Raw genomic sequence first — 26,182 nt, forward strand, 5'->3', positions numbered from 1 at the left:
AACCAGCGCGAGGAGACGGAAGAGTACATGCAGCTCGCAGGCAAACGCATCATCGTCACCGGCGGTGCACAGGGCATCGGGGAGGCCGCGGTCCGCGCCTACGCGGCGGAGGGCGCCACCGTGACGTCCCTCGACCTCAACGAGGAAACCGGTCTCAAGGTGGCCGAAGAAGCCGCCGAGGCCGGTCCCGGATCCGTCACCTTCTCCCGTGCCGACGTCGGCGACAGCGACGAGGTGAACTCCGTCTTCGCTCAGGCGGCCGCCCGCATGGGCGGGCTCGACGTCCTCGTCCATGTCGCGGGCATCCAGCGCCACGCCCCCGCCCACGACGTTCCGCGGGACCTCCTGGAGACCATCTTCCGCGTCAACTTCTTCGGCACCGTGCATACCAACGCGGCGGCCTTCTCCCTGATGAAGGAGACCGGATCGGGCGCGATCATCAACTTCGGCTCGGAATCGGGCCTGACCGCGGAGCGGAACAACGCGGTCTACGGCGCCACCAAGGCCGCGGTCCACACCTGGACCCGCAGCGTCGCCCGCGACTGGGGCCCCGCCGGGATCCGGGTCAACGCGGTCCTTCCGTATGTGGTCACCCCCATGTACGAGAAGTTCCGCGAAGCGCTCTCGCCCGAGGCCCTTGCCGCGCATGACAAGGAGACGGCGGAGCAGATCCCGCTCGGAGGCAGGTTCGGCGACCCGGCGAAGGACCTGGCGCCTGTCCTGGTCTTCCTCGCCGGCGACGCGTCCCATTTCATCACCGGCCAGCTCATCCCGGTGGACGGCGGTCTGATCTCGGTCCGCTGAGCCTGTGGCCGCGGCTGCGTGATGGCTCACCGACGCGGTCCCTGCCGGTCGAGCCCCCCTGGCGCCGCAGCCGGGCCGGAAGTTTTCACCGTCAAGGAGGTACACGGGAATGGCACAGGAACTCAGCGGTAAGGTCGCCGTCGTCACCGGAGGGGTGAGCGGCATCGGCCGTGGCATCGTGGACGTCTTCCTGGAGGAGGGAGCGCGGATCGTCGTCGGCGACATCGACGACGAGGCCGGCCACGCCCTGCACAGGGAACTCGGCGGCGACGTCACCTTTCAGCACACCGACGTCACGGTGGCGGCCGACGTGGAGGCGCTCACCGCCCGCGCGGTGAGCGAATACGGCGGGCTGAATGTCATGGTGAACAACGCCGGAGCCCTGGGTGAGCAGAGCGGGCTCCTCGACCTCGACCCCGACGGCTTCACCCGGACCACCGACCTTCTGCTCCGTTCGGTGGTCCTGGGCCACACATACGCCGGCCGCCGGATGAAGGAGCAGGGCACCGGAGGCAGCATCGTCTCCATGTCGAGCATCGCCGGTATCCAGGCCGGCCTGTCCTCGGTGTCCTATGACGCGGCCAAGGCCGGAGTGCTCCAGGTCGCCCGGACCGCCACCTATGAACTGGCCCCCTACAAGATCCGCTCCAATGTCATCATGCCGGGCCTCATCCTCACTCCGATCATGGCGAAGGGGACCGACCTCGATCCCTCGCAGTACCCGGCGTTCGTCGAAGCACTTGAGGAGCCGCTCGGGGAACTCCACCCGATCGGCCGCGGTGGTCTGCCCCGCGACCTGGCCGACGCCGCCCTGTTCTTCGCCAGTGACCGCTCCGCGTTCGTCACCGGCCAGCACATCGCCGTCGACGGCGGCATCACCTCCGTCTCCCACCGCGACATGGGCGCCGTCGTCGGAAAGGCGTTCACCGCCATGGGTATTACGGGCGTCGACCCCAACTTCTCCGCCGCCGCCAAGCACGACTCCGCGTAACCGGAACGAGCGGCCGGACCAGCACATGCGGGCGTCGTCGCTTCCACCGGTCCCGGTGCCCGTCGCTTCTCCGTCGGCGACAAAGTCGCCGTGCCCGCCGCGATCGAAGGCCCGGGCACCTCGTCGAACGGCGGCTTCCAGCCCAGGGTCGCGGTACGCGAGGACCTGGTGATCCCGCTGTCCGACGGCATCGCGTGGGATCAGGCGGCCGCGGCGACCGACGCGGGGCTCACCTCCTACCACGCCATGATCGTGCAGGGAGCTGTGACGGCCGGCACCAAGGTGGGCCTCATCGGATTCGGCGGGCTGGGCTCGCTGGGTGCTCAGGTCGCCCTCGCCGCCGGTGCCGAGGTCTTCGTGGCCGAGAAGAACGAGACGGTGCACGGGTTCGCCCGCGAACTCGGTGTCACGGACGTCGCGGCGGACATCGCCGCGTTCGCCGACGAGAAGCTCGACGTCGTCGTGGACTTCGCCGGATTCGGCACCACGACCAACGCGGCGGTGGAAGCCGTACGACGCGACGGACGCGTCGTACAGGTGGGTCTGGGCGTCGGCGAAGGCACCATCAACCTCCAGGCACTCACCCTCAACCAGGTCATGCTCATCGGCTCCCAGGCGGGTACCCCCGAGGACTGCCAGGCGGTCCTCCGACTCATCGCCGACGGCAAGGTCACGTCCCGCATCACTCACATCGGCTTCGACCAGATAGGCGATGGCATCGGCAAGCTCGAACGCGGAGAGGTCATCGGCCGGCTTGTCGTCCTGTACGACTGAGCGCCATACGCTCCGTCCAGATGCTCAGCACTCGATGATGTTGACCGCCAGCCCGCCGCGCGCCGTCTCCTTGTACTTGACCGACATGTCGGCGCCCGTCTCCTTCATGGTCTTGATGACCTTGTCCAGGGAGACCTTGTGGCTGCCGTCGCCGCGCATCGCCATCTTCGCCGCCGTGACCGCCTTCACCGCCGCCATGCCGTTCCGCTCGATGCACGGGATCTGGACCAGCCCGCCGACCGGGTCGCAGGTCAGGCCGAGGTTGTGTTCCATGCCGATCTCGGCCGCGTTCTCGACCTGTTCGGCGCTGCCGCCCAGGACCTCCGCGAGGGCGCCCGCGGCCATGGAGCAGGCCGAGCCGACCTCGCCCTGGCAGCCGACCTCGGCGCCCGAGATGGAGGCGTTCTCCTTGAAGAGCATGCCGATGGCGCCCGCGGCGAGCAGGAAGCGGACGACGTTCTCGTCCTTCTCCTCCGCCGTGGCGCCGCCGGCCGCGAAGTTCATGTAGTAGTGCAGCACGGCCGGGATGATGCCCGCGGCGCCGTTGGTGGGGGCGGTGACGACCCGGCCGCCCGCGGCGTTCTCCTCGTTCACGGCCATCGCGTAGAGGGTGATCCACTCCATGGCGTGGGCCTGCGGGTCGCCCTCGGCGCGCAGCTGGCGTGCCGAATGGGCCGCGCGGCGGCGGACCTTGAGGCCGCCCGGGAGGATGCCCTCGCGGGCCATTCCGCGTGAGACGCACGCCTGCATCACCCGCCAGATCTCCAGCAGCCCGGTGCGGATCTCGTCCTCCGTGCGCCAGGCCTTCTCGTTCTCCAGCATCAGCGCGGAGATCGAGAGACCGGTCTCGGCCGACAGCCGCAGCAGCTCGTCGCCGGTGCGGAAGGGGTACTTCAGGACGGTGTCGTCCAGCTTGATCCGGTCCTCGCCGACCGCGTCCTCGTCCACGACGAAGCCGCCGCCCACCGAGTAGTACGTCTTCTCCAGGAGCACGGCGCCGGCCTCGTCGTACGCGAAGACGGTCATGCCGTTGGCGTGGTACGGCAGGGTCTTGCGGCGGTGCAGGACCAGGTCCTTGCCGGCGTCGAAGGCGATCTCGTGCATGCCGAGCACCTGGAGCCGGCCACTGGCGCGGATACGTTCCGCCTGGTCGTCGGCGCTCTCCACGTCGACGGTGCGCGGCGAGTTGCCCTCCAGGCCGAGGAGCACGGCCTTGGGGGTGCCGTGGCCGTGGCCGGTCGCGCCGAGCGATCCGTACAGCTCGACCCGGATCGAGACGGTGTGGGCGATCAGGCCCTCGTTCTTGAGCCGGCGCGCGAACATCCGTGCCGCGCGCATCGGACCGACCGTATGGGAGCTGGACGGGCCGATTCCGATCGAGAAGAGGTCGAAGACCGAGATGGCCACGGGGGACTCCTTGCTGGTTGGTAGACGCCGTTGTCTGCCGGGGTGGTGCGGAGAACGGTGACACAGGGGGGAACGTGGTGCGGGGCACCGCGCCGCACGGTCCAGTGTGCGCGGTGCCCCGTAACTCAGGCCGTACGGATGACTACAGGCCCGGGTACAGCGGGTGCTTCTGGGCCAGTGCGGCGACCCGGCCGGCCAGCGCCTCGCGGTCGAACGAGGGCTTCAGGGCCGCCGCGATGATCTCGGCGACCTCGGTGAAGTCCTCGGTGGTGAAGCCGCGGGTGGCCAGCGCGGGTGTGCCGATCCGCAGGCCCGAGGTGACCATCGGGGGGCGCGGGTCGTTCGGGACGGCGTTCCGGTTGACCGTGATGCCGATCTCGTGGAGCCGGTCCTCGGCCTGCTGGCCGTCCAGCTCCGAGTCGCGCAGATCGACGAGAACGAGATGTACGTCCGTACCGCCGGACAGTACGGAGACGCCCACCTCGGTGACGTCCGGCCGGACCAGCCGCTCGGCGAGGATCCGGGCGCCGTCCAGGGTGCGCCGCTGGCGCTCCTTGAACTCGTCCGTGGCCGCCACCTTGAAGGAGACCGCCTTGCCCGCGATGACATGCTCCAGCGGGCCGCCCTGCTGGCCGGGGAAGACCGCGGAGTTGATCTTCTTCGCCAGTTCCTTGGTGGAGAGGATCACGCCGCCGCGCGGGCCGCCGAGGGTCTTGTGCGTGGTGGTCGTGACGACATGGGCGTGCGGCACCGGGTTGGGGTGCAGGCCCGCGGCGACCAGACCGGCGAAGTGCGCCATGTCGACCATCAGATACGCGCCGACCTCGTCCGCGATCCGGCGGAAGGCCGCGAAGTCCAGCTGGCGGGGGTACGCCGACCAGCCGGCCACGATCAGCTTGGGACGGGACTCCTTGGCCAGCCGCTCGACCTCGGCCATGTCGACCTGGCCGGTCTTGTCGTCGACGTGGTACGCGACGACGTTGTAGAGCTTGCCGGAGAAGTTGATCTTCATGCCGTGGGTCAGATGCCCGCCGTGGGCGAGGTTCAGACCCATGATCGTGTCGCCGGGGGAGAGCAGCGCGAACATCGCCGCGGCGTTCGCCTGAGCGCCGGAGTGCGGCTGTACGTTGGCGTGCTCGGCGCCGAAGAGCGCCTTCACCCGGTCGATGGCGATCTGCTCGATCACATCGACGTGCTCACAGCCGCCGTAGTAGCGGCGGCCGGGGTAGCCCTCGGCGTACTTGTTGGTCAGCACGGAGCCCTGCGCCTCCATGACCGCGACCGGAGCGAAGTTCTCCGAGGCGATCATTTCGAGCGTGGACTGCTGACGGTGGAGCTCGGCGTCGACGGCGGCGGCGACGTCGGGGTCGAGCTCATGGAGCGAGGCGTTCAGAAGCGACTTCGAAGACATCACGGTCCCTGGGGTCTCAGTTGCCGGAAAACTCTGTGTACTCATCGGCGGTGAGCAGGTCATCGGGCTCCTGCGCGACACGTACCTTGAACAGCCAGCCGCCCTCGAACGGGGCGGAGTTCACCAGTGAGGGGTCGTCCACGACGTCCTGGTTCGTCTCGGTGACCTCACCGGTCACCGGGGCGTACAGATCGCTGACCGACTTGGTGGACTCCAGCTCCCCGCAGGTCTCGCCCGCGGTCACCGTGTCACCGACCTCAGGAAGCTGGGCGAACACGACGTCGCCGAGGGCGTTCGCCGCGAACTCCGTGATGCCGACCGTCGACACACCGTCCTCGGCGGCCGTCAGCCACTCGTGCTCCTTGCTGTAGCGCAGCTGCTGGGGGTTGCTCATGACCTGAATTCTCCTGTACGCGGGGGTGTGGTGCGGAACAGCTGTCTTACGGACCGAGACGGCCCCGGGGGGCGTGCCGGCGTCCGTATCACTTCTGGCGCTTGTAGAACGGCAGCGCCACGACCTCGTACGGCTCGTGGGAGCCGCGGATGTCGACCCCGACGCCCGCTGTGCCGGGCGCGGCGTGCGCGGCGTCGACGTACGCCATGGCGATCGGCCTGCCCAGGGTCGGGGAGGGGGCGCCCGAGGTGACCTCGCCCACCACGGCGCCGTCCGCGACCACCTGGTACCCGGCGCGCGGGACCCGGCGGCCCTCGGCGATCAGGCCGACGAGCTTGCGGGGCGGGGCGGACGCGGCGCGCTCGGCGGCGGCCCGCAGCGCCTCGCGGCCGACGAAGGCGCCGCCGTTCGAGGTCTTCTCGAACTTCACGACCCGGCCGAGGCCGGCGTCGAACGGGGTCAGGGCGGTGGACAGCTCGTTCCCGTACAGCGGCATGCCCGCCTCAAGACGGAGGGTGTCCCGGCAGGACAGCCCGCAGGGCACCAGCCCGACGCCCTCGCCGGCCTCGGTCAGCGCCTGCCACAGCCGCTCCGCGTACCGGGGCTCGACGAACAGCTCGAAGCCGTCCTCGCCGGTGTAGCCGGTGCGCGCGATCAGCGCGGGGACACCGGCGACGGTGCCCGGCAGGCCCGCGTAGTACTTGAGTCCGTCCAGATCGGCGTCGGTCAGCGACTTCAGGATGCCCGGGGACTCGGGGCCCTGGACCGCCAGCAGCGCGTACGCGTCGCGGTCGTCGCGTACCGCCGCGTCGAAGCCCTCGGCGCGGGCGGTCAGCGCGTCCAGCACGGTCTGGGCGTTGGAGGCGTTGGCGACGACCATGAAGGTGTCCTCGCCGAGGCGGTAGACGATCAGATCGTCCAGGATCCCGCCGTCCTCCCGGCAGATCATGGTGTAGCGGGCGCGGCCCACGGCGACGGCGCCGATATTGCCGACCAGCGCGTAGTCGAGGAGGTCGCCGGCCGCCGGTCCCGAGACGGTGATCTCACCCATGTGCGAGAGATCGAACAGACCGGCACGGGTGCGGACGGCCTGGTGCTCGTCGCGCTCGCTTCCGTACCGCAGCGGCATGTCCCAGCCCGCGAAGTCGGTCATGGTCGCGCCCAGCGCGCGGTGCGTGGCGTCGAGGGCGGTGAGGCGCGGGGCAGCGGGGGCAGCGGTGCCGGGCGTGCTGGTGCTGCTCGGGGGGACATGGCTCATCGGTGTGACTCCCAGGGCATGACGGCGAGGACGATCCTCCCCATCTGTCATCGGAACCTGAGAGGTTCATCACGGCCACACGTAAGAGCGGTCATGACTTGCACCTTGGGTGGAGCCGCAGAGCTGCGGCCCGCTTTTCAGATCTGCCTCATCCACGCGGTACGGGGCCTGAGAGATTCAAGGGAGGAACTTGCTCCTTCGGCGCCCGGCGCACACGGTGACCGGGACTCTCCCGCGCGGATTCAAACGGCCGGTATGCAGTTGGCGGGCACATCATCGCACGCGTCGCCGCCGAGCGGGGAGCCCGGTCCACAACTCGCCGACCTCGGTAAAGAGCTTGTGACGCATTACCATTTCTTTACACTTCTTGGGCAAGGGTCATGGACCAGGTCGACTGAGCTGACAGGGGGACGGCGATGATGTCGCAGGGGTCCGGTACGTACACGACGACGGCGGGGGTGCCGACACAGACCGGCGCGTCTGCCAGGGACGGCGCGGCTCGCCTCGCGCGGGTCGTCCGGGATCTGCGGGGCCGGGGGCCCGCCACCGGCGGCGGCCGGGCGCGCGGGCGCGGCACGAAGAGCCTGGTCTTCGCCGAAGGCGATCTGGTGGTCGTCTCCGGGCTGCCGGGCAGCGGCAAGTCGACCTTGATCCGGCGGGCCGCCGAGGCCACCGGTATCGACTCCCAGGACACCCGGGACCGCTGGGCGCGCCGGCTGCCGGGCGCCCTGCCGTACGCCGTCTACCGCCCGCTCGTCCGGCTGGCGCACTACGCGGGGCTGTGGCGCGCGCTCGGCTCCGGCGAGAGCGTGGTCGTCCATGACTGCGGTACGCAGGCCTGGGTACGGAGCTGGCTGGCCCGCGAGGCCCGCAGGCGCGGCCGGCGGCTCCATCTCGTCCTGCTGGACGTCTCGCCCGAGATGGCGCGCGAGGGCCAGCGGGAGCGCGGCCGGGGGGTGTCCGGCTACGCGTTCGCCCGGCACCGCCGCGCGGTCCGCCGGCTGCTCGCCGACGCCGAGACCGGCCGTCTCCCCCGGGGCTGCGCCTCGGCGGTCCTCCTGGACCGGGACGCGGCGGCGGCGCTGGAGAGGATCGCGTTCCCGGTCACCCGGTCGGATTGAGCCATGGGTGAGCCAACCGGCGGGCCGGACGGAGCCGTTCGGGGGCGGCGCGGGGGCCGGGCCTCGGTTTAAGGTGCTGCCGCGGGGGCGAGGGTGGCGAAGGAGAGCACGGTGAACACAGCATGGCCGGGCAACGAGCTGGAAGAGGTGCTCATGGCCTCGCTCGGCGCCGACGCGGCGGGCGGACGGCTGGTCGAGGTCCTGGGACGCAGTGAGGTCTGGGTGCCGCTGCCCCAGGGCGGCGGACCCGACAGCCCCGACCTCGATCTGCCGACGATGGAGATAGAGGGCATGCCGTATGTCCCGGTCTTCAGCTCCGAGCAGCAGTTTCTCCAGTGCGTCGGCCCGCATATGGCCTTCACCGTCGCCCCGGCCCGTGATTTCGCCCGCGGGCTGCCCCCGCAGCTCGGCATCGCGGTGAACCCGGGCGGCGTCGTCGGGATGCCGCTGCCGCCGCCGGCCGTCGCCGAGCTGTGCCGGGTGGGACGTACGCCGCTCGACGGCCCGGCGAGCGGGGGCCGGGTGCGGCTCTTCGAGCCGGACTGGCAGGAGGATCCGGTCGAGTTCCTCTCCGCCGCGGGGGCCGAGTTCGAGGCGTCCGGCGTGGTGCTCTCCGCGCGCCGCGCGCTCGCCAGCGTCGAGGGGGAGCCCCCGGCGCTCTTCATCGGCGTCCAGCTCTCCTCCTGGGAGGCCGCGGACCGCAACGCCCCCATGGACGCGCTCGGCCGGGCGCTGGGGCGGGTGGCGGTGGGCTGGCCCGTCAATCTCGTCCTGCTGGACGTGGCCCAGGACCCGGTCGGTGACTGGCTGCTGGAGAAGGTGCGGCCGTTCTATCAGCGCGCCCAGTAGGCGGCGGGGCACAGTCCGGGACGGATCGGGCAGCCGCGGGTACGAGCCGTCGGCCACGGGCAGGACAGGGGAGGAGACCGGCCACGCCCGCGCCGTCACGACGGGCGCGCCGGTCGTCAAGTCTGTGTCAGGACGCCCCTCTAAGCTGGTTTGATGGCTGGACCGCCGCACCGTGTGCCCGGGGGGACGCGCGGACTTCGGGGGCTGGACGAGTGGTGGATCGAAGAGGGGCGGGACCCAGAGTGAGCGCGTCAGGCACCGCGGCGGCCGGGCAGGTCGAGCACATGCTGCGCCAGGTGACGCCAGGACGTTACGACGCGTACGAGGCGCTGCTCCAGGCGCTCGCCGACGACAGCGTCTGGATGCTGCTCTGGCACGGCCGTGCCGGATCGCCCGACGCCCAGTACGGCAACATGGAGATCGACGGCCTGGGGTACGCCCCCTGCGTCACCTCCGCACAGGAGCTGGCGGTCAGCGGCTGGACCCGGGCCCACGAGGCGGTCCAGGGGCGCGATATCGCCCGCGCCCTCTACCCCGACCGCTGGGGGATCTGGCTCAATCCGCACGCTCCCGGCGGCGGTGTCGGTATCCCCTGGCTCGATCTGCGCCGGATCGCCACCGGTCTCGACCGGATGCCCGCCGGACCGCTCAGGCTCTCCGAGCCCGCCATCGAACTCCCGCAGTTCTACGCCCAGCTCACCCAGAACGCGCACCGCACGCCCGCCGTGCGCTCACTGCGCCGCGCCTGGGTGCAGCCGGCCCTCGGCGCCCCGTATCTCGCGATCGGTCTCGACCTGTACGACACCGGCCCGGCGTCCGTCGACTCCGTACACGCGATGATGCGGCAGTCGATCGCCGCGGTCCCGGACGGACTGCCGGTCTCGACGGTCGCGATGTCCGACGAGTACGACCCGGTCACGATGTGGCTGCGCGCCAACACCCGGCCGTTCTACGACCGCGAGGCGCATGCCGCGCCCGCGCAGGCTTCGGGATACGGCTACCCGCCGCCCGCCACCCGCGCATACTGAGCAGCACCGCGCGGATACGGCGGTGCGTCGCGGGGGACGCATACGCCAGTTCCCCCCTGCATGGGCGCAGTTGGGCGTCATGCCCGATCTGGGGGAATAGTGACCGACATGGTCCGCTGAGAAGATCACGACGTCCGGATAACGGTAACCCTCGGATCGCATCACGGTTGAGCAAACATTCCCTGAGGGGACTGGCGGGTGATCGCGAAAGGACTGAAGACTCCCTGCAGCAGGTGGACTCGGCCTAGTGTGCGAAGCCCGGACATTTGCGGCTCCCCCCACTTTTTCCGGGGGACCACCATGCGACATGTGAAGTGAAAGAGCCGCTACAGCGGCGGTCATGGGCCGGCCACCGTCGGCCGAGAGGGGTCTCCAGCGCAATGACGGCACCTATCGAGACCACCGGGTCGGCGGCGCAGACGCCGCCGGAAGCGGTGCTGGAAGGCGCCGGGGGCAAGCAGATCGAGGGCCGTTCGCTCGGCCGGATCGCGTGGACGCGTTTCAAACGGGACAAGGTCGCCATGGCCGGCGGCGTCATCGTGATCCTGCTGGTCCTTGTCGCCGCACTCTCCAAACCGATCCAGTCGGTCTTCGGTCTTGACCCCAACGCCTTCAACCAGGACCTCGTCGACCCCGTGCTGCTGGCGCCCAAGGGCAGCTTCGGCGGCATGAGCTGGGACCACCCCCTGGGTGTCGAACCGCAGACCGGCCGGGACATCCTGGCCCGCATCATCGAGGGCTCCTGGGTCTCCCTGGTCGTCGCGGCCGGGGCCACACTGCTCTCCGTCGTCATCGGCGTCGTGATGGGCGTCGTGGCCGGTTTCTACGGCGGCTGGGTCGACAGCGCCATCAGCCGCATGATGGACACCTTCCTCGCCTTCCCGCTGCTCCTGTTCGCGATCTCCATCTCCGCGTCGCTCCAGGACAACGTTTTCGGGCTCGACGGGCTCTCGCTGCGTATCGCCGTACTGATCTTCGTCATCGGCTTCTTCAGCTGGCCGTACATCGGCCGGATCGTGCGCGCGCAGACACTCAGCCTGCGGGAGCGGGAGTTCGTGGAGGCGGCCCGGTCGCTCGGCGCGCGCGGCCCGTTCATCCTCTTCCGGGAGCTGCTGCCCAACCTGATCGCGCCGATCCTCGTCTACTCGACGCTGCTGATCCCCACCAACATCCTCTTCGAGGCTTCCCTGAGCTTCCTCGGCGTCGGTATCGCCCCGCCGCAGTCCTCGTGGGGCGGCATGCTGTCCTCCGCGGTCGACCTGTACCAGGTCGACCCGATGTTCATGGTCATTCCTGGCATGGCGATCTTCGTCACCGTGCTGGCCTTCAATCTGCTGGGGGATGGTCTGCGTGACGCACTCGACCCCCGTGGCAAGTAATCGCGGCCCGGCCGCACCATCGATCGAGGGGGCTTTCCTCAGGTGAACAGCAGAAAGACAGCATCGGCGATAGCCGTCACGCTGGCGTTGGCGCTCGGTGCGACCGCCTGCGGCAGTGGCGACAGCAAGGACAAGGACGGCAATGGGGGCGGCAGCGCGAAGGCCGATGCCGGACTGAGCAGCATCGTCAACGCCAGCACCAAGAAGGGGGGAACGGTCACGTACGAGCACTCCAGTGGCCCGGACTCCCTGGACCCGGGCAACACGTACTACGGCTGGGTGCAGAACTTCTCCCGCCTGTACGGCCGTTCCCTGGTGACGTTCAAGCCGGCCGCCGGCAAGGAGGGCCTCACGGTCGTTCCCGACCTGGCGACCTCCCTGGGCAAGGGCAGCCCCGACGCCAAGACCTGGACGTACACGCTGCGCAAGGGCGTCAAGTTCCAGGACGGCACCGAAGTCACCTCGGCTGACGTCAAGTACGCCATCGAGCGCTCCAACTTCGCGCCCGAGGCCCTCTCCAACGGCCCGACGTACTTCAAGTCGTACTTGGAGGGTGGCGAGAAGTACAAGGGTCCGTACAAGGACAAGTCCCCCGGCGGTCTCAAGTCCATCGAGACGCCGGACAAGTACACGATCACCTTCAAGCTGAACAAGCCGTTCGCGGACATGGACTACCTGGCCGCGTTCTCGCAGACCGCTCCGGTCCCGCAGAAGGCCGACAAGGGCGCCGAGTACGTCCAGAACATCGTGTCCTCGGGCCCGTACAAGTTCGACTCGTACAGCGAGAGCCGCGGCGCGACGCTCTCCCGCAACCCCGAGTGGGACCCGGCGAGCGACCCGATCCGCAAGGCGCTGCCCGACAAGATCGAGCTGAAGTTCAACGTCAACGCCTCGACGATCGACGAGCACCTGCTCAGCGACTCGATCACCGCGGACATCGGCGGCACCGGGCTCCAGTCCAAGACGCAGCCGAAGGTGCTCGTCAAGCCGGCTGAGAAGGCCAAGACGGACAACCCCTACGCGGGCGCGCTCCAGTACCTGGCGATGAACGTCAAGGTGAAGCCGTTCGACAACGTCGAGTGCCGCAAGGCCGTGCAGTACGCGGTCAACAAGGCCGGAGTGGTCGACGCCATCGGTGGCGCGGTCAAGGGTGAGCCCGCCTCCACGATGATCCCGCCGTCGGTCGCCGGGTACAAGAAGTTCGACCTGTACCCGACGCCGGGCAACAAGGGCGACGCCGCCAAGGCCAAGGAACACCTCACCAAGTGCGGTCAGCCCAACGGCTTCAAGACCTCGCTGACGGCGCGTTCCGACCGTCCCGACGAGGTGCTGGCCGCGACGCAGATCCAGCAGAGCCTGAAGGCGATCGGTATCACCGCCGACATCAAGCAGTTCCCGGCGGACAAGTACTTCACGGACTTCGCGGGCTCGCCCAAGTGGGTCCACGACAACAACGCCGGTCTGATGATGATGGCCTGGGGTGCCGACTGGCCCACCGGGTACGGCTTCCTCGACCAGATCGTGAACGGATCGGCCATCAAGCCGTCCGGTGGCACGAACCTGATGGAGCTGAACGACCCGAAGATCAACAAGGCGCTGACCGACGGTATCGGCACCCTTGACACCGCCGCCCGCGGTGAGAAGTGGGCCGAGGTCGACAAGCTGGTCCTGGAGAACGCCTCGGCGGTTCCGCTCTTCTACCGCAAGAACCTGCTCTACCGCCCGGACTCGGCGACCAACGTCACCGTGGCCGAGTCGTACCTCGGTATGTACGACTACGTGCTGATGAGCTCGTCCAAGTAAGTCCGCAAGGCACTCGGTAACACACTCAGTAACACCTGTTACATCAAACAGCACCCCCCGAAAGGCAGGTGAAGGTGCCGGGTCGTCAGGGCGCACCCCGCCCGGACGACCCGGCACCGCACGGCTGTGGCTGCGTACATCATCCGACGCGTATTCGCCGCGGTGTTGCTGCTGCTGGTGGTCAGCGCAGTCACGTTCGCGATCTTCTTCCTGGTGCCCCGGCTGGGCGGCCAGACGACCGATTCACTCGCCGCCCAGTACGTCGGCAAGGGTGCCGATCCCGCCGCCATCGCCGCCATCAAGGCGAACCTGGGGCTGGACGACCCGCTCTACCTTCAGTACTGGCACTTCATCAAGGCCATCGTGGTCGGCGCCGAGTACAACTTCGGCCCCAACCCCTCGGTGTGCAACGCGCCGTGCTTCGGCTACTCCTTCAAGACCCATGTCGAGGTCTGGCCCGAGATCGTCCAGCGCATCCCGGTCACCTTCTCGCTGGCCATCGGCGCGGCCGTCATCTGGGTCATATCCGGTATCGCCATCGGTGTCCTCTCCGCGCTCAAGCGGGGCTCGATCTTCGACCGGCTGACCATGGGCGTCGCCCTGGCCGGTGTCTCGCTGCCGATGTTCTTCACCGGTCTGGTCTCCCTCGCGCTGTTCAGCTTCCACTGGACGATCTGGGAGAACCTGGAGTTCGTGCCCTTCTCCGAGAACCCCGGTGAATGGGCGTGGAACCTCATCCTTCCCTGGTGCACGCTCGCCTTCCTCTACTCCGCCCTCTACGCGCGGCTCACCCGCGCCGGAATGCTGGAGACCATGGGCGAGGACTACATCAGAACCGCGCGTGCCAAGGGCCTGAAGGAACGCAAGGTCGTCGTCAAGCACGGTCTGCGCGCCGCGCTGACCCCGCTCGTCACGATCTTCGGCATGGACTTCGCCCTGCTCCTGGGCGGCGCGGTCATCACCGAGCGCGTCTTCTCCTTCCAGGGGATGGGCGCGTACGCCATCCAGGGCGTGACCAAGAGCGACCTGCCCATCGTGATGGGTGTGACGCTGGTCGCCGCCTTCTTCATCGTCTTCTGCAATCTGCTGGTGGACCTCGTGTACGCCGCGATCGACCCCCGGGTGAGGCTCTCATGAGCGACGTGAGCAAGACGGACACGGACGCGGGCCCCGCCGGCGGCGAGAGCTCCGAGGGCGCCGCCCGGAAGTTCCTCTCCGTACGGGACCTCCGTATCCACTTCGACACCGACGACGGCCTCGTGAAGTCCGTCGACGGCGTCAGCTTCGACCTCGAAGCCGGCAAGACCCTCGGCATCGTCGGGGAGTCCGGCTCCGGGAAGTCCGTGACGTCCCTGGGCATCATGGGTCTGCACAACTCCGAGCGCGCCCGTATCTCCGGCGAGATCTGGCTGGACGGCGAGGAGCTGATCGGCGCGGGCCCCGAGCGGGTGCGCGAGCTGCGCGGCCAGAAGATGTCGATGATCTTCCAGGACCCGCTGTCCGCGCTGCACCCGTACTACAGCATCGGCGCGCAGATCGTGGAGGCGTACCGCGTCCACAACAAGGTCGACAAGAAGACCGCCAAGCAGCGGGCCGTCGAGATGCTCGACCGGGTCGGGATCCCCGAGCCGGCCCGGCGCTTCAACGACTATCCGCACCAGTTCTCCGGCGGTATGCGCCAGCGCGCGATGATCGCGATGTCGCTGGTGAACAACCCCGAGCTGCTGATCGCCGACGAGCCGACGACCGCCCTGGACGTGACCGTCCAGGCGCAGATCCTCGACCTCATCCGGGACCTCCAGAAGGAGTTCCGCTCGGCGGTCGTCATCATCACCCACGACCTCGGCGTCGTCGCCGAGATCGCGGACGACCTGCTCGTGATGTACGCCGGGCGCTGCATCGAGCGCGGCTCCTCGGAGAAGGTCTTCTACCAGCCGCAGCACCCCTACACCTGGGGCCTGCTGGGCTCGATGCCCCGTATCGACCGCGAGCAGACCGACCGGCTCGTGCCGGTCAAGGGAACCCCGCCCAGCCTGATCAACGTCCCGTCCGGCTGCGCCTTCCACCCGCGCTGCCCGTACGCGGACATCCCCAAGGACAACCTCACCCGCACCGAGCGTCCTGACCTGCGGGAGATTACCGACGGGCACTTCTCCGCCTGCCATATGTCGCGTGCGGAGCGGGAAAAGATCTGGACCGAAGAGATTGCGCCGAAGCTGTGACTGAGCTGACGAAGAAGATTCCGGAGCAGGAGTCGGGGGCCGGGTCCGCGTCCGGGTCCGACAGTTCAGGACCCGAGCCGATCCTCAAGGTCACCGGCCTGGTCAAGCACTTCCCGATCACCAAGGGCGTGCTGAAGCGCAAGGTCGGGGCGGTCCAGGCGGTCGACGGGCTCTCCTTCGACGTGCGTCCCGGCGAGACCCTGGGCGTGGTCGGCGAGTCGGGCTGCGGCAAGTCGACCATGGGCCGGCTGATCACGCGACTGCTCGAACCGACCGGCGGAAAGGTCGAGTTCGAGGGCCGGGACATCACGCATCTGTCCGCCGGCGCGCTGCGGCCGATGCGCCGCGACGTGCAGATGATCTTCCAGGACCCGTACGGTTCGCTGAACCCGCGCCACACCATCGGCGGGATCGTCGGCACCCCCTTCAAGCTCCAGGGCATCGAGCCCGAGGGCGGCGTGAAGAAGGAGGTGCAGCGGCTGCTCGAACTGGTGGGCCTCAGCCCCGAGCACTACAACCGCTACCCGCACGAGTTCTCCGGCGGCCAGCGCCAGCGCATCGGCATCGCCCGTGCCCTGGCGCTCAACCCGAAGCTGGTCGTGGCGGACGAGCCGGTCTCGGCGCTGGACGTGTCGATCCAGGCGCAGGTGGTGAACCTGCTGGACGACCTCCAGGACGAGCTGGGTCTGACGTACGTGATCATCGCGCATGACCTCTCGGTCATCCGCCATGTCTCGGACCGGATCGCGGTGATGTACCTCGGCAAGATCGTCGAGCTGGCGGACCGTACGTCGCTGTACACGTCGCCGAAGCACCCGTACACGAAGGCGCTGCTGTCGGCCGTACCGGTGCCCGACCCGAGCAGGCGCGGCGGGAAGAGCGACCGGATCCTGCTCAGGGGCGATGTGCCGTCGCCGATCTCGCCGCCGAGCGGCTGCCGGTTCCACACCCGGTGCTGGAAGGCGACGGAGATCTGCGGGACGACCGAGCCGCCGCTGATCCAGTTGGCGCCCGGCCACCAGGCGGCCTGTCACCACCCGGAGAACGCGGCCGACCAGCGTCCGGAGGACACGGTGTCGGTGGCGGCGCGGGAGACGGTGGAGCTGGCGGCCGAGACGCCGGCCGAGTCCGCGAAGACGCCGGCCGAGTCCGCGGCGGAAGAGCCGGCTCCCGGTGACGTGGCTTCCGATGACGTGGCTTCCGGTGACGTGGTCTCCGGTGACGCGGCTTCCGACGCGCCTTCCACCAAGGACGCCGGGGGCCAGGCCAAGGAGTAGCGGGTCCCGGTCCTCAGCGCTCAGGACCGGGGCCGCCAGGACCGCCGGGGCCGCCCTTCGGGGCGCGTCCCGGCGATCCCGCACAATGTTCGAGTGCTCCACGACCTCTTCACACCCTCCGTCCAGCATGCGCTCGACCTCGCCGGGATCTTCGTCTTCGCGATATCCGGCGCCCTGCTCGCCGTACGCAAGAACTTCGACGTCTTCGGTATGGCGGTCCTGGCCGAGATCACCGCGCTGGGCGGGGGGCTGCTCCGTGACCTGATCATCGGGGCCGTCCCGCCGGCCGCCTTCACCGACCTCGGCTATTTCTCCATGCCGCTGGTGGCCACCGCGCTGGTGTTCTTCCTCCATCCCCAGGTGGAACGCATCCAGGGCGCGGTCAATGTCTTCGACGCGGCGGGGCTCGGCCTCTTCTGCGTCACCGGCACCACGAAGGCGTACGAGTACGGTCTCGGCCTCACCGCCTCGGCGGCGCTCGGGCTGGCCACGGCGGTCGGCGGCGGTGTGCTCCGTGACGTGCTCGCCAACGAGGTGCCCTCGCTGCTGCGCTGGGACCGCGATCTGTACGCCGTCCCGGCCATCGTCGGGGCCGCGATGGTGGCGCTCTGCATACGCTTCGACGCGCTCAACGGGCTGACCAGCGGGCTCGCGGTGCTGACCGCCTTCGTACTGCGGTTGCTCGCGATGCGCTTCCACTGGCGGGCGCCGCGGGCCTGGAACAGGCGCTCGGCCGCGGCCGAGGAGCCCTCATCTGTGTAAGCTACCGCTTAGTACAAACTTGTAGTACGTTGCTCGTCATGGCACAGGCATCCATCGGTGACAGCGAGTTCGACCGCGGCACCGCCGTCACCCTTCGCGAACCGGGCGTCTACGACGCACAGCTCTCCCCGGGCTGGACGATCATGAACGTCGCCAACGGCGGCTATCTGCTGGCGCTGATGGGCCGCGCCCTCGGCGACGCGCTGCCGCACTCCGACCCCTTCGCCGTCTCGGCCCACTACCTCACGCCGTCGACGCCCGGCCCCGCCGTGGTCCGCACCGTCACCGTACGGACCGGCCGCACGCTCTCCACCGGACAGGCGTCCCTCTTCCAGACCACCGAGGACGGCCGCGAGGTCGAGCGGCTCCGGGTCATCGCCTCGTACGGGGAGCTGGACGCGCTGCCCGACGACGTACGGACGGCCGCGAAGCCGCCCGCCATCCCGCCGCTGGAGCGGTGCGTCGGCACGGACGCCGGCCCGCCGCCGCCCGGCGACTTCTCGATGCTGGACCGCCTCGCCATGCGGATCGACCCGGCCACGGTCGGCTGGGCGCTGGGCGCGCCGTCCGGACAGGGTGACATGCGCGCGTGGTTCGAGTTCGCGGACGGCCGCGACCCCGATCCGTACTCCCTGCTCCTCACCGTGGACGCCCTGCCGCCGACCTCCTTCGACCTGGGGCTGAAGGGCTGGACCCCGACCATCGAACTGACCACGCACATCCGCTCGCGTCCCGCGCCGGGCCCCCTGCGGGTGGCGATCACCACCCGCAATCTGGCCGGCGGCTTCCTGGAGGAGGACGCGGAGGTCTGGGACAGCGACGACCGGCTGGTGGCCCAGGCACGCCAACTGGCCCGCGCGCCCCGGGAGTGACGCGCCCCGCGACGGACGGCGCGCGGAGCCGCGCGCCGGGCGTTCCGGCGGACCGGCTGCGTGCCCGGCGGGTCCCGGCTCGTAGAATCGGGACCACCATGGCTTACCTCGACCACGCCGCGACCACTCCGATGCTGCCGGAGGCGATCGAGGCGATGACCGCCCAGTTCGGCCTCGCCGGCAACGCGTCCTCGCTCCATGCCGCCGGGCGCCGGGCCCGCCGTACCGTCGAGGAGGCCCGCGAGGCGCTCGCGGAGGCCCTTGGCGCACGGCCCAGCGAGGTGGTGTTCACCTCGGGCGGCACGGAGGCCGACAACCTCGCCGTGAAGGGCCTGTACTGGTCCCGGCGCGACGCCGACCCGGCCAGGACCAGGGTGCTCGCCAGCCCCGTGGAGCACCACGCCGTCCTCGACGCGGTGGAGTGGCTCGGGGAGCACGAGGGCGCGACCGTCGAGTATCTGCCGGTCGACGCCTACGGCCGGGTGCTTCCCGAGGCGCTGCGCGAGGCCATCGCGCGCAACCCGCTGGATGTCGCCCTCGCCACCGTCATGTGGGCGAACAACGAGATCGGCACCATCCTGCCGGTCCGTGAACTGGCCGAAGTGGCAGCCGAGTTCGGCGTTCCGCTGCACTCGGACGCCGTCCAGGCCTTCGGCCAGACAGAGCTGGACTTCGGCGACTCGGGGCTCGCCGCGATGACCGTCTCGGGCCACAAGGTCGGCGGCCCGTACGGTATCGGCGCGCTGCTGCTCGGCCGTCAGTACACCCCCGTACCCGTGCTGCACGGCGGCGGCCAGGAGCGGCATGTGCGCTCCGGGACCCTCGATGTCCCGGCGATCGCCTCCTTCGCCGTCGCGGGGAGGCTCGCCGCCGAGCGGCGCGAGGACTTCGCCCGCGACATCGGCGCACTGCGGGACGAACTGGTCGAGGCGGTACGTACGGCCGTCCCCGACGCCGTCCTCGGCGGCGACCCGGACCACCGCCTGCCCGCCAACGCGCACTTCAGCTTCCCCGGCTGCGAGGGCGATTCGCTGCTCCTGCTGCTGGACGCCCAGGGCATCGAGTGCTCAACGGGCTCCGCCTGTACGGCGGGTGTGGCCCAGCCGAGCCATGTCCTGCTGGCCACCGGCAGCGATCCCGACCTCGCCAGGGGCACCCTGCGCTTCTCCCTCGGCCACACCTCCACGGCGGCGGACGTGGAGGCGGTGGCGAAGGCCATCGGCCCGGCCGTGGACCGCGCCAGGAGCGCGGGTCTCAGCTGACGCGGGCCCCGGCCGGCGCGGGCGTCGGCTGATCCGGGCCGGGCTCCGCCGGGGGTCAGGCGTCCTGGACGAACTTCATGTAGCGGTCCCAGTCCCACTTCGTCCCCGGGTCCGTGTGGTCCGTGCCCGGGACCTCGACGTGCCCGATGATGTGCTCGCGGTCGACCGGTATCGCGTACCGCCTGCATATGTCGGCCGTCAGCCGCGCCGAGGAGCGGTACATCGCGTCCGTGAAGGACGCGGCGTTGTCCACCCAGCCCTCGTGCTCGATGCCGATGGAGCGCTCGTTGTACGCGCGGTTCCCCGCGTGGTACGCCACGTCCAGCTCGCGGATCATCTGGGCCACATGGCCGTCCTTGCGGACCACATAGTGCGAGGCGGCGCCGTGGCCGGGGTCGCGGAAGACCTTCAGCGCGACCTGATAGCTGCCCTGGACGACATGGATCACCACCCGGTCGATCGTGTAGTCGTCCGGCCGGTCCGCCCGTCGCCAGTTCGCCGAGGAGGCCGCCACCCACTCGGAGCCCGCGTAGTCCAGCTCGCCCTCCTTGCGCGGCTTCGCGACGCCGGGGACGCGGTACCACAGCTGCCCCAGCTCCTCCCGCGCCAGCACGCCCCCGCCGAGCACGGCCGCCGCGCCGCCGATCAGCACCGCCCGGCGGCGGACCTTCGTACCGTCCGCCGGCGCGCGACGGCTCCCGCCCGTACGACGGCCCCCGCCCGCGCCGCCGCCCGTCGTGCCCTGTGTGTTCTCGCCCATGTGATCATCAACGCATACCCGCGCGACTGTGGTTCCCCCGGGCCGTACCCTGGTTGAGCTATGACTCAGAATTCCCGGCACCCCCGCCCTCTCCGCGTACTCGCCGCCATGTCGGGCGGCGTGGACTCCGCCGTCGCCGCCGCCCGTGCCGCCGAGGCGGGCCACGACGTGACCGGAGTGCATCTCGCGCTCTCCGCGAATCCGCAGTCCTTCCGTACCGGCGCGCGCGGCTGCTGCACCATCGAGGACTCCCGCGACGCGCGGCGCGCCGCCGATGTCATCGGCATCCCGTTCTATGTCTGGGATCTCGCCGAGCGGTTCCGCGAGGACGTCGTCGAGGACTTCGTCGCGGAGTACGAGGCGGGCCGCACCCCCAACCCGTGTCTGCGCTGCAACGAGAAGATCAAGTTCGCGGCGCTGCTCGACAAGGCGCTCGCCCTCGGCTTCGACGCCGTGTGCACCGGCCACTACGCGACGGTCGTCATGGGCCCCGACGGCGCCCGCGAGCTGCACCGCGCGAGCGACATGGCCAAGGACCAGTCGTACGTACTGGGAGTCCTCGACGAGCGCCAGCTCGCCCACGCGATGTTCCCGCTCGGCGACACCCTCACCACCAAGGACGAGATCCGCGCGGAGGCCGAGCGCCGGGGCCTGGCGGTGGCGAAGAAGCCCGACAGCCATGACATCTGCTTCATCGCGGACGGCGACACCCAGGGCTTCCTGGCGGACCGGCTCGGCCGGGCGGAGGGCGACATCGTCGACGAGTCCGGTACGAAGGTGGGCAGCCACGACGGCGCGTTCGGCTTCACCATCGGCCAGCGCAAGGGCCTGCGCATCGGCCACCCGGCCCCCGACGGCAAGCCGCGCTATGTGCTGGACATCTCCCCGGTCGACAACACCGTGACGGTCGGCCCGGCCGCCGCGCTGGACGTGACGGCCCTGACCGCCCGCAAGCCCCGCTGGTGCGGCACCGCCCCCACCGGCCCCGGCGACTACACCGCCCAGCTGCGCGCCCACGGCGGCGAGACGGCGGTCACGGCGGAGCTGGCCGACGGCACGCTCCACGTCCGCTTCGAAGAGCCCGTACGCGGCGTGGCGCCCGGCCAGGCGATCGTGCTGTACGACGGCACGCGCGTGGTCGGCTCGGCGACGATCGCGACGACGGAGCGCCGTACGGGAGCCCTGGCCGGCTGACCGGTACGGAACAGCCGGCCGGGGCCGCCGCCGGTCAGCCGGCCGGCTCCTCGGGTGTGAGGTCGAACACCCCGTACGCGAAGCCCTGGGCCGTGATCGTGGTGCCGTCCACCGTCACGCCGGAGACTTCGAGCGCGTCCGCGCGCGTGGTGTCGAGGGCGATGGCTGTGCGGGTCGCCGGGGTCGCGCGCGGGTTGACGACGACGAGATAGCGCCCGCCCCGGACGTAGACGAACGGGTAGCCGGAGTGGAGCACGTCGACGCTGCCCGCAGGGCCGAGTCGCGGCGTCCCCCGGCGCAGGGCGATCAGGCGGCGTACGAGATGGAGCAGCGAGCCCTCGTCGGCCCGCTGGGCGGCGACCGTGGGGCGGTCGGGGCTGGGGTCGAGGGGGAGGTAGAGGCTGTCCGGGGTGGAGGCGGCAGAGAAGCCCGCGTTCGGACCGTCGTCCCACTGCATGGGGGTGCGGGAGCCCGCCCGGTTGTAGCGCGGGCCGAGCACACTGCCCTCGGTGTCGGGCAGGCCGGGGATGAAGCGCATGCCGATCTCGTCGCCGTAGTAGATCGCGGGCAGCGTCGGCCAGGTGAGCTGGAAGACGAAGGCCGCCGGAAGCTGTTCGGCGGTGCGCGGGCCGCAGTTGAGGCGCGCGAAGTCGTGGTTCGCGGTGGGCAGGGCGACATGCCCGCCGCCGTCACCGATCACGGAGACGGCCTCCCGCCAGGCGTCCACGAACGTGCTCGGTGAGCCCTGGCCGGCGGGGTCGAAGAAGCAGTCGACCGGGTCCCAGCCGTCGTTGTCGGTGCCCTGACGGTTGTTCCACAGGGAACGCAGGGGGCGCCCTTCGGTCGGGCCGCCGAACTGGAGGAAGAAGTCCGTGTGGAACCCGGCGGGGACCGATACGGCCGGGTCGCCCCACTCGGCGAGCAGGACCGCCTCGGGGTGGGTGGCGTCGAGCCAGTGGCGCAGCTCCGTCCAGAGCGCGCGGGTCTCGGTGTTGCCGGCGTCGTCCTTGACGAGCGAGGCGGCCATGTCGACACGGAAGCCGGCCAGGCCGAGAGCGAGCCAGTGGTCCATGATCTCGCGCAGGGCGGCACGGTTGGCCAGGGGCCCCGGGGCGTCGGGGGCCTGACGCCAGGGTTCGGCCGGATCGCTGCGCGCGTAGCCGAAGTTGAGCGCGGGCTGGGAGTCGAAGAAGTTCGGCAGATACGCGCCGGGGCGGGCACCGGGAGAGGCCACGAACCCGGCGGGGAAGGCGGCGTCCGGCCCGGATCCGGTGCGCGTATCGGTCCAGATGTAGCGGTGGTCCCCGGGGTCGTCGGCGGCGGCCGTGAACCAGGGGTGCTGGTCGGAGGTGTGTCCGGCGACGAGGTCGAGCAGGACGCGTATGCCGCGCCGCCGGGCCTCGTCCACCAGCCGGGCGAGGTCGTCGTCGGTGCCGTAGCGGGGCGCGACGGTGAGGTAGTCGCTGACGTCGTATCCGGCGTCGCGGAAGGGCGAGGCGAAACAGGGGTTGAGCCAGACCGTGTTCACGCCCAGCCAGGCGAGATGGTCGAGGCGTCCGGTGATGCCGGCGAAGTCGCCGATGCCGTCGCCGTCGGAGTCGGCGAACGACTGCGGGTAGATCTGGTAGAAGACGGCGTCGGCCAGCCAGGCGGGGGCGGGACGGAACGAAGTCATGGGGTCGGTACGGCCTTTCACTGCGGTGGAGGGCGCTTCCCGTTACGGAAGCGTAACCAGGCGGACTCTTGTGGGTGTCGAGAAGCCTGCCCCAGGGTTCTGTATGCGCATACAGGCAGCGCATACATGCTGCCATCCGCTCCAAGGAGCCGCCACCCGTTCCCCCTCCGGAGAGCCCCTTCCGGAGGGCCCCATACAGAGAGCACCTTCCGGAGAGCACCTTCCGAAGAGCCGCCACCCGTTCTCTTCCACTGAGGAAGTACGACGCCATGACGCATGTCCCCGCACCACGCCGCCGCACCGTCCTGGGCGGCGCCGCCCTCGGCACACTCGCCACCGCGGGCCTGTCCGCCCAGGCCGCCCCGGCCGCCCACGCGGCACAGGCCGCGCAAGGAGAGCCCGCCGACCGGGCCCCGGCCGGCTCCGTCTCGTACCGGAACAAGCAGATCCTCATCGACGGCGAGCCCGCGCTCGTCCTCGCCGGCGAGATCCATTACTTCCGGCTGAAGCGGGCGGACTGGCAGTCGCGGCTCGACCGGGCGAAGGCCGCCGGCCTCAACACCATCGCCTCGTACATCCCCTGGATGTGGCATGAACTCCCGGACGGCACCATCGATGTCACCGGCCGCACCCGCCCCGAGCGCGACCTCGGCGCCTTCATCGATCTCTGCCACCGCAACGGCTTCCTCTTCATCGCCCGCCCCGGCCCCTTCACCATGGCCGAACTCAAGGGCGAGGGCGTCCCCGACCGGGTGCGCGAGGACCACCCGGAGATCGTCTCCACCGGCTGGTACGACGCCCCCGCCACCACCCCCACCGTCGACTACCTCGCCCCCGCCTTCCTCCAGGAGGCGCGCCGCTGGTACGCCGCGGTGATGCCGGTGCTCGCGGAACGGCTGCACGGCAGGGGCGGCCCCGTCGTCTCCGTACAGCTCGACAACGAGATCGGCATGCTGGCCTGGGTCAGCAACTCACCCGATCTGACGGACCATCTGACGGCCGACTTCGACGGCTGGCTGCGTGCGGAGTACGGGGACGCTCTGGCCGGCCGCTATCCGTTCGCCGGCAAGGACCTGGCCGGACGGCGCAAGGCGATCCGTCACCCGGAGGACGCGTACGGCGCGGCCCTGATGCACGATCTGGGCCGGTTCATGCGGGGCCGCTTCGCGCGGTACGTCACCGAGCTGCGCCGGGCCGCCGAGGAACACGGCGTCACGGGCGTCCCGTTCGTCATCAACATCCACGGCACCTCCGACAGCCGCGCCGAGCCCTTCCCCATCGGAATCAGCCAGCTGATGGAGACCTACGCGGGCGTCGAGGGCACGATCTCCGGCGCGGACTTCTATCTGGGCGATCTGACCCTGCGCAATGTCACCGATCTCTATCTGGTCAACGCGTTCATGGACGCGGTCAATGACAAGGACCAGCCCGTCACGGCCCTGGAGTTCGACGCGGGGCACGCCGACTACGGGCAGAACATGGACAGTCAGACCAGCCCGTCCGGCGTCGATCTGAAGACCCGTCTCTGTGTCGCACAGGGCGCGAAAATGATCAATTACTACCTGTTCGCGGGCGGGTTCAACCCGAAACTCGACAAGCCGGCGGGCGACGGGAACGACCGCATCGGCATCACGGGCGAGCGGCATGGCTTCGCGGCACCGGTCGATCCGGAGGGCCGGCCGGGGGTCAGCTACGCGTCGACGCGCCGGACGGTACGCGCCATGGACGGGCTGGCCGGGGTCCTGGCGCCGATGCGGGCGACCTACGACGAGGTGGCGCTCGGCTTCGTACCCGATCACTATCTGACCGAATACCGCCCCCCGAAGCTCGCATCGGTCCAGCGCGTGCTGGACGAAGCGGTGAACACGCGCGGCGCCGGGCCCCGGGGCTCGCTGGCCCGCGCGATGCTGCTCGGCGGCTTCCGCTACCGAAGCGTGAACCTTCAGGCGGGCGACCTCGACCCGGCGCGCGTACCGGTGCTCGCGCTGGCCACGGGCGAGCATCTGGGGGCGGAGCTCCAGCGCCGGCTGGTCCGTTATCTCGAAGCGGGCGGAAAGCTGCTGCTGTCCGGCAGGCTCCCGGTCAAGGACATGGCCGACCAGCGGTGCACGGTGCTCGCGGACGCGCTGGGGCTCACGGCCGGCGACACGCTGACCGATGCGAACCGCTTCTGGCTCTCGGTCACCGCCCACGGCTGGGCGGCGCCCCTGCCGGAAGTACGCCTGTCCCGCACCCAGTTGTGCACGCCGGCGCGCGGTACGACGGTGCTGCGCGAGCTCTCCACGGGCAAGGGCTGCGGCTTCGACATCCCGGTGGGCCGGGGCCGCGCCGTGGTGATCACCACGGACTACCAGTGCGATCTGACCTTCTGGGGCCGTGCCTTCCGCGCGCTGGACGCCGCACCCGCCCTCGGGCACAGCGCGACCGACCCGGGTGTCTTCCTGCTGACGACGGCGGACGACGCGCGCGGACGGCTGCTGCACGCCTTCAACGTCTCCTCCGGCTACGACCAGGACTTCACGGTCACCGAGCACGGCAAACCCCTCTTCGGCGGCGAGAAGCTGCACCTGCCGGGACGTACGGCGGCGATGCTGCCGCTCGGACTGGCGGCGGGCGGGCTCCGGATCGCGTACGCGACGGCGGAACTGACCGGCGTGGCCGACGGCAAGGCGACCTTCCGCGCGCTCGGCGGCGAAGGCGGGGACGGCGGGAGCGGCGCGGAATCGGTGGTCGCGGTGGAGGGCAAGGCGGTCTGCGACGGCGCCCGTGTCTCGACCGAGGGCGGCCGGACCATCCTGCGCGTACGGCGCGCCGAGTTCACCGTCCGTCGCGCCTGAAACGCCACGCGGGCGAGACGCGACACGGGCCGGGGGGCCCCCCCCCCGGCACACCCCCCCCACCCCCCCCCCCCCCCCCCCCGGCCGGGGGGGGGGCCGGGG

The 26,182-nt window shown here is 70.3% G+C and carries 22 protein-coding genes and 1 riboswitch; of the genes, 16 read left to right on the forward strand and 6 right to left on the reverse strand.

The features are described from left to right. Nucleotides 1-27: 27 nt before the first annotated feature. The 3 genes from ACFRKB_RS32580 (at nt 28) to ACFRKB_RS32590 (ending at nt 2,569) form a co-directional block, all read left to right on the forward strand. Nucleotides 28-804, forward strand: coding sequence for an SDR family NAD(P)-dependent oxidoreductase (locus ACFRKB_RS32580; RefSeq protein WP_383110223.1), 777 nt, complete (start codon nt 28-30; stop codon nt 802-804). Between the two features lie 109 nt (nt 805-913). After that, nucleotides 914-1,795 (forward strand): SDR family NAD(P)-dependent oxidoreductase, encoded by an 882-nt coding sequence (locus tag ACFRKB_RS32585; protein WP_383110224.1) that lies wholly within the window; start codon nt 914-916, stop codon nt 1,793-1,795. Nucleotides 1,796-1,885: 90 nt separating this feature from the next. After that, nucleotides 1,886-2,569, forward strand: a complete 684-nt coding sequence (locus ACFRKB_RS32590; protein WP_383110225.1) for a zinc-binding dehydrogenase — start codon at nt 1,886-1,888, stop codon at nt 2,567-2,569. Between the two features lie 24 nt (nt 2,570-2,593). On the opposite strand, the gene ACFRKB_RS32595 is transcribed toward ACFRKB_RS32590, so the two are convergent. The 4 genes from ACFRKB_RS32595 to gcvT form a co-directional block, all read right to left on the reverse strand. Next, nucleotides 2,594-3,976, reverse strand: coding sequence for an L-serine ammonia-lyase (locus tag ACFRKB_RS32595; protein WP_383110226.1), 1,383 nt, complete (start codon nt 3,974-3,976; stop codon nt 2,594-2,596). A 142-nt stretch (nt 3,977-4,118) separates the two neighbouring features. Further along, nucleotides 4,119-5,387, reverse strand: a complete 1,269-nt coding sequence (gene glyA, locus ACFRKB_RS32600; RefSeq protein ID WP_383110227.1) for a serine hydroxymethyltransferase — start codon at nt 5,385-5,387, stop codon at nt 4,119-4,121. A gap of 16 nt (nt 5,388-5,403) precedes the next feature. After that, a complete protein-coding gene (gcvH, locus tag ACFRKB_RS32605; protein ID WP_030351860.1) occupies nt 5,404-5,781 on the reverse strand; it encodes a glycine cleavage system protein GcvH in 378 nt (125 codons plus the stop codon). Nucleotides 5,782-5,869: 88 nt separating this feature from the next. Then, on the reverse strand, nt 5,870-7,039 hold the full coding sequence (gene gcvT / locus ACFRKB_RS32610) for a glycine cleavage system aminomethyltransferase GcvT (protein ID WP_383110228.1): 1,170 nt from the start codon (nt 7,037-7,039) through the stop codon (nt 5,870-5,872). 147 nt (nt 7,040-7,186) lie between these two features. Continuing rightward, nucleotides 7,187-7,284: riboswitch (glycine riboswitch) on the reverse strand. 171 nt (nt 7,285-7,455) lie between these two features. Here gcvT and ACFRKB_RS32615 point away from each other — a divergent pair. From ACFRKB_RS32615 to ACFRKB_RS32665, 11 genes are all read left to right on the forward strand, one after another. Next, on the forward strand, nt 7,456-8,160 hold the full coding sequence (locus tag ACFRKB_RS32615) for an AAA family ATPase (RefSeq protein ID WP_383110229.1): 705 nt from the start codon (nt 7,456-7,458) through the stop codon (nt 8,158-8,160). 111 nt (nt 8,161-8,271) lie between these two features. Continuing rightward, nucleotides 8,272-9,009, forward strand: coding sequence for an enhanced serine sensitivity protein SseB (locus tag ACFRKB_RS32620; protein WP_383110230.1), 738 nt, complete (start codon nt 8,272-8,274; stop codon nt 9,007-9,009). A 242-nt stretch (nt 9,010-9,251) separates the two neighbouring features. After that, a complete protein-coding gene (locus ACFRKB_RS32625; protein ID WP_383110231.1) occupies nt 9,252-10,037 on the forward strand; it encodes an enhanced serine sensitivity protein SseB C-terminal domain-containing protein in 786 nt (261 codons plus the stop codon). A gap of 380 nt (nt 10,038-10,417) precedes the next feature. Beyond that, the gene (locus tag ACFRKB_RS32630; RefSeq protein ID WP_383110232.1) at nt 10,418-11,416 is read left to right on the forward strand and encodes an ABC transporter permease; all 999 of its coding nucleotides are present in this window, start codon (nt 10,418-10,420) and stop codon (nt 11,414-11,416) included. Between the two features lie 42 nt (nt 11,417-11,458). Beyond that, complete coding sequence (locus ACFRKB_RS32635; RefSeq protein ID WP_383110233.1) at nt 11,459-13,219, forward strand: ABC transporter substrate-binding protein; 1,761 nt, start codon at nt 11,459-11,461, stop codon at nt 13,217-13,219. A gap of 126 nt (nt 13,220-13,345) precedes the next feature. Then, complete coding sequence (locus ACFRKB_RS32640) at nt 13,346-14,356, forward strand: ABC transporter permease (protein ID WP_383110234.1); 1,011 nt, start codon at nt 13,346-13,348, stop codon at nt 14,354-14,356. Continuing rightward, nucleotides 14,353-15,441: an ABC transporter ATP-binding protein gene (locus ACFRKB_RS32645; protein WP_383110235.1), complete on the forward strand. Its 1,089-nt coding sequence runs from the start codon at nt 14,353-14,355 to the stop codon at nt 15,439-15,441. Before ACFRKB_RS32640 ends, ACFRKB_RS32645 begins: the two co-directional genes overlap by 4 nt. Beyond that, on the forward strand, nt 15,438-16,718 hold the full coding sequence (locus ACFRKB_RS32650; RefSeq protein ID WP_383110236.1) for an ABC transporter ATP-binding protein: 1,281 nt from the start codon (nt 15,438-15,440) through the stop codon (nt 16,716-16,718). The genes ACFRKB_RS32645 and ACFRKB_RS32650 overlap by 4 nt, the downstream gene beginning before the upstream one ends. Nucleotides 16,719-16,811: 93 nt before the next feature. After that, complete coding sequence (locus ACFRKB_RS32655) at nt 16,812-17,480, forward strand: trimeric intracellular cation channel family protein (RefSeq protein ID WP_383110237.1); 669 nt, start codon at nt 16,812-16,814, stop codon at nt 17,478-17,480. Between the two features lie 38 nt (nt 17,481-17,518). After that, nucleotides 17,519-18,352, forward strand: a complete 834-nt coding sequence (locus tag ACFRKB_RS32660) for a thioesterase family protein (protein ID WP_383110238.1) — start codon at nt 17,519-17,521, stop codon at nt 18,350-18,352. A 98-nt stretch (nt 18,353-18,450) separates the two neighbouring features. Beyond that, complete coding sequence (locus ACFRKB_RS32665; RefSeq protein WP_383110239.1) at nt 18,451-19,614, forward strand: cysteine desulfurase family protein; 1,164 nt, start codon at nt 18,451-18,453, stop codon at nt 19,612-19,614. Nucleotides 19,615-19,669: 55 nt separating this feature from the next. Here the strand turns inward: ACFRKB_RS32665 and ACFRKB_RS32670 are convergent, their stop codons facing one another. Further along, nucleotides 19,670-20,374, reverse strand: a complete 705-nt coding sequence (locus tag ACFRKB_RS32670) for an N-acetylmuramoyl-L-alanine amidase (RefSeq protein WP_383110240.1) — start codon at nt 20,372-20,374, stop codon at nt 19,670-19,672. A 60-nt stretch (nt 20,375-20,434) separates the two neighbouring features. On the opposite strand from ACFRKB_RS32670, the gene mnmA reads away from it, so the two are divergent. Then, nucleotides 20,435-21,568 (forward strand): tRNA 2-thiouridine(34) synthase MnmA, encoded by a 1,134-nt coding sequence (mnmA, locus tag ACFRKB_RS32675; RefSeq protein WP_383110241.1) that lies wholly within the window; start codon nt 20,435-20,437, stop codon nt 21,566-21,568. A gap of 34 nt (nt 21,569-21,602) precedes the next feature. Here the strand turns inward: mnmA and ACFRKB_RS32680 are convergent, their stop codons facing one another. Then, nucleotides 21,603-23,243, reverse strand: a complete 1,641-nt coding sequence (locus ACFRKB_RS32680; protein WP_383110242.1) for an alpha-amylase family glycosyl hydrolase — start codon at nt 23,241-23,243, stop codon at nt 21,603-21,605. Nucleotides 23,244-23,512: 269 nt separating this feature from the next. Here ACFRKB_RS32680 and ACFRKB_RS32685 point away from each other — a divergent pair, with 269 nt between their 5' ends. After that, entirely contained in the window at nt 23,513-26,080 is a 2,568-nt protein-coding gene (locus ACFRKB_RS32685) for a beta-galactosidase (RefSeq protein ID WP_383110243.1), read from the forward strand. The last annotated feature ends 102 nt before the right edge of the window (nt 26,081-26,182 follow it).

Origin of the sequence: Streptomyces scopuliridis, assembly GCF_042790125.1 — a bacterium.
GTDB lineage: Bacteria > Actinomycetota > Actinomycetes > Streptomycetales > Streptomycetaceae > Streptomyces > Streptomyces scopuliridis_A.

What these genes read in the sequence shown, in the direction of transcription:
- ACFRKB_RS32580 (WP_383110223.1), top strand. Translation starts at nt 28, where the DNA reads ATGCAGCTCGCAGGCAAACGCATCATCGTCACCGGCGGTGCACAGGGC.
- ACFRKB_RS32585 (WP_383110224.1), top strand. Translation starts at nt 914, where the DNA reads ATGGCACAGGAACTCAGCGGTAAGGTCGCCGTCGTCACCGGAGGGGTG.
- glyA (WP_383110227.1), bottom strand. Translation starts at nt 5,387, where the DNA reads ATGTCTTCGAAGTCGCTTCTGAACGCCTCGCTCCATGAGCTCGACCCC.
- gcvH (WP_030351860.1), bottom strand. Translation starts at nt 5,781, where the DNA reads ATGAGCAACCCCCAGCAGCTGCGCTACAGCAAGGAGCACGAGTGGCTG.
- gcvT (WP_383110228.1), bottom strand. Translation starts at nt 7,039, where the DNA reads ATGAGCCATGTCCCCCCGAGCAGCACCAGCACGCCCGGCACCGCTGCC.
- ACFRKB_RS32615 (WP_383110229.1), top strand. Translation starts at nt 7,456, where the DNA reads ATGATGTCGCAGGGGTCCGGTACGTACACGACGACGGCGGGGGTGCCG.
- ACFRKB_RS32630 (WP_383110232.1), top strand. Translation starts at nt 10,418, where the DNA reads ATGACGGCACCTATCGAGACCACCGGGTCGGCGGCGCAGACGCCGCCG.
- ACFRKB_RS32645 (WP_383110235.1), top strand. Translation starts at nt 14,353, where the DNA reads ATGAGCGACGTGAGCAAGACGGACACGGACGCGGGCCCCGCCGGCGGC.
- ACFRKB_RS32660 (WP_383110238.1), top strand. Translation starts at nt 17,519, where the DNA reads ATGGCACAGGCATCCATCGGTGACAGCGAGTTCGACCGCGGCACCGCC.
- ACFRKB_RS32665 (WP_383110239.1), top strand. Translation starts at nt 18,451, where the DNA reads ATGGCTTACCTCGACCACGCCGCGACCACTCCGATGCTGCCGGAGGCG.
- ACFRKB_RS32670 (WP_383110240.1), bottom strand. Translation starts at nt 20,374, where the DNA reads ATGGGCGAGAACACACAGGGCACGACGGGCGGCGGCGCGGGCGGGGGC.
- mnmA (WP_383110241.1), top strand. Translation starts at nt 20,435, where the DNA reads ATGACTCAGAATTCCCGGCACCCCCGCCCTCTCCGCGTACTCGCCGCC.
- ACFRKB_RS32680 (WP_383110242.1), bottom strand. Translation starts at nt 23,243, where the DNA reads ATGACTTCGTTCCGTCCCGCCCCCGCCTGGCTGGCCGACGCCGTCTTC.
- ACFRKB_RS32685 (WP_383110243.1), top strand. Translation starts at nt 23,513, where the DNA reads ATGACGCATGTCCCCGCACCACGCCGCCGCACCGTCCTGGGCGGCGCC.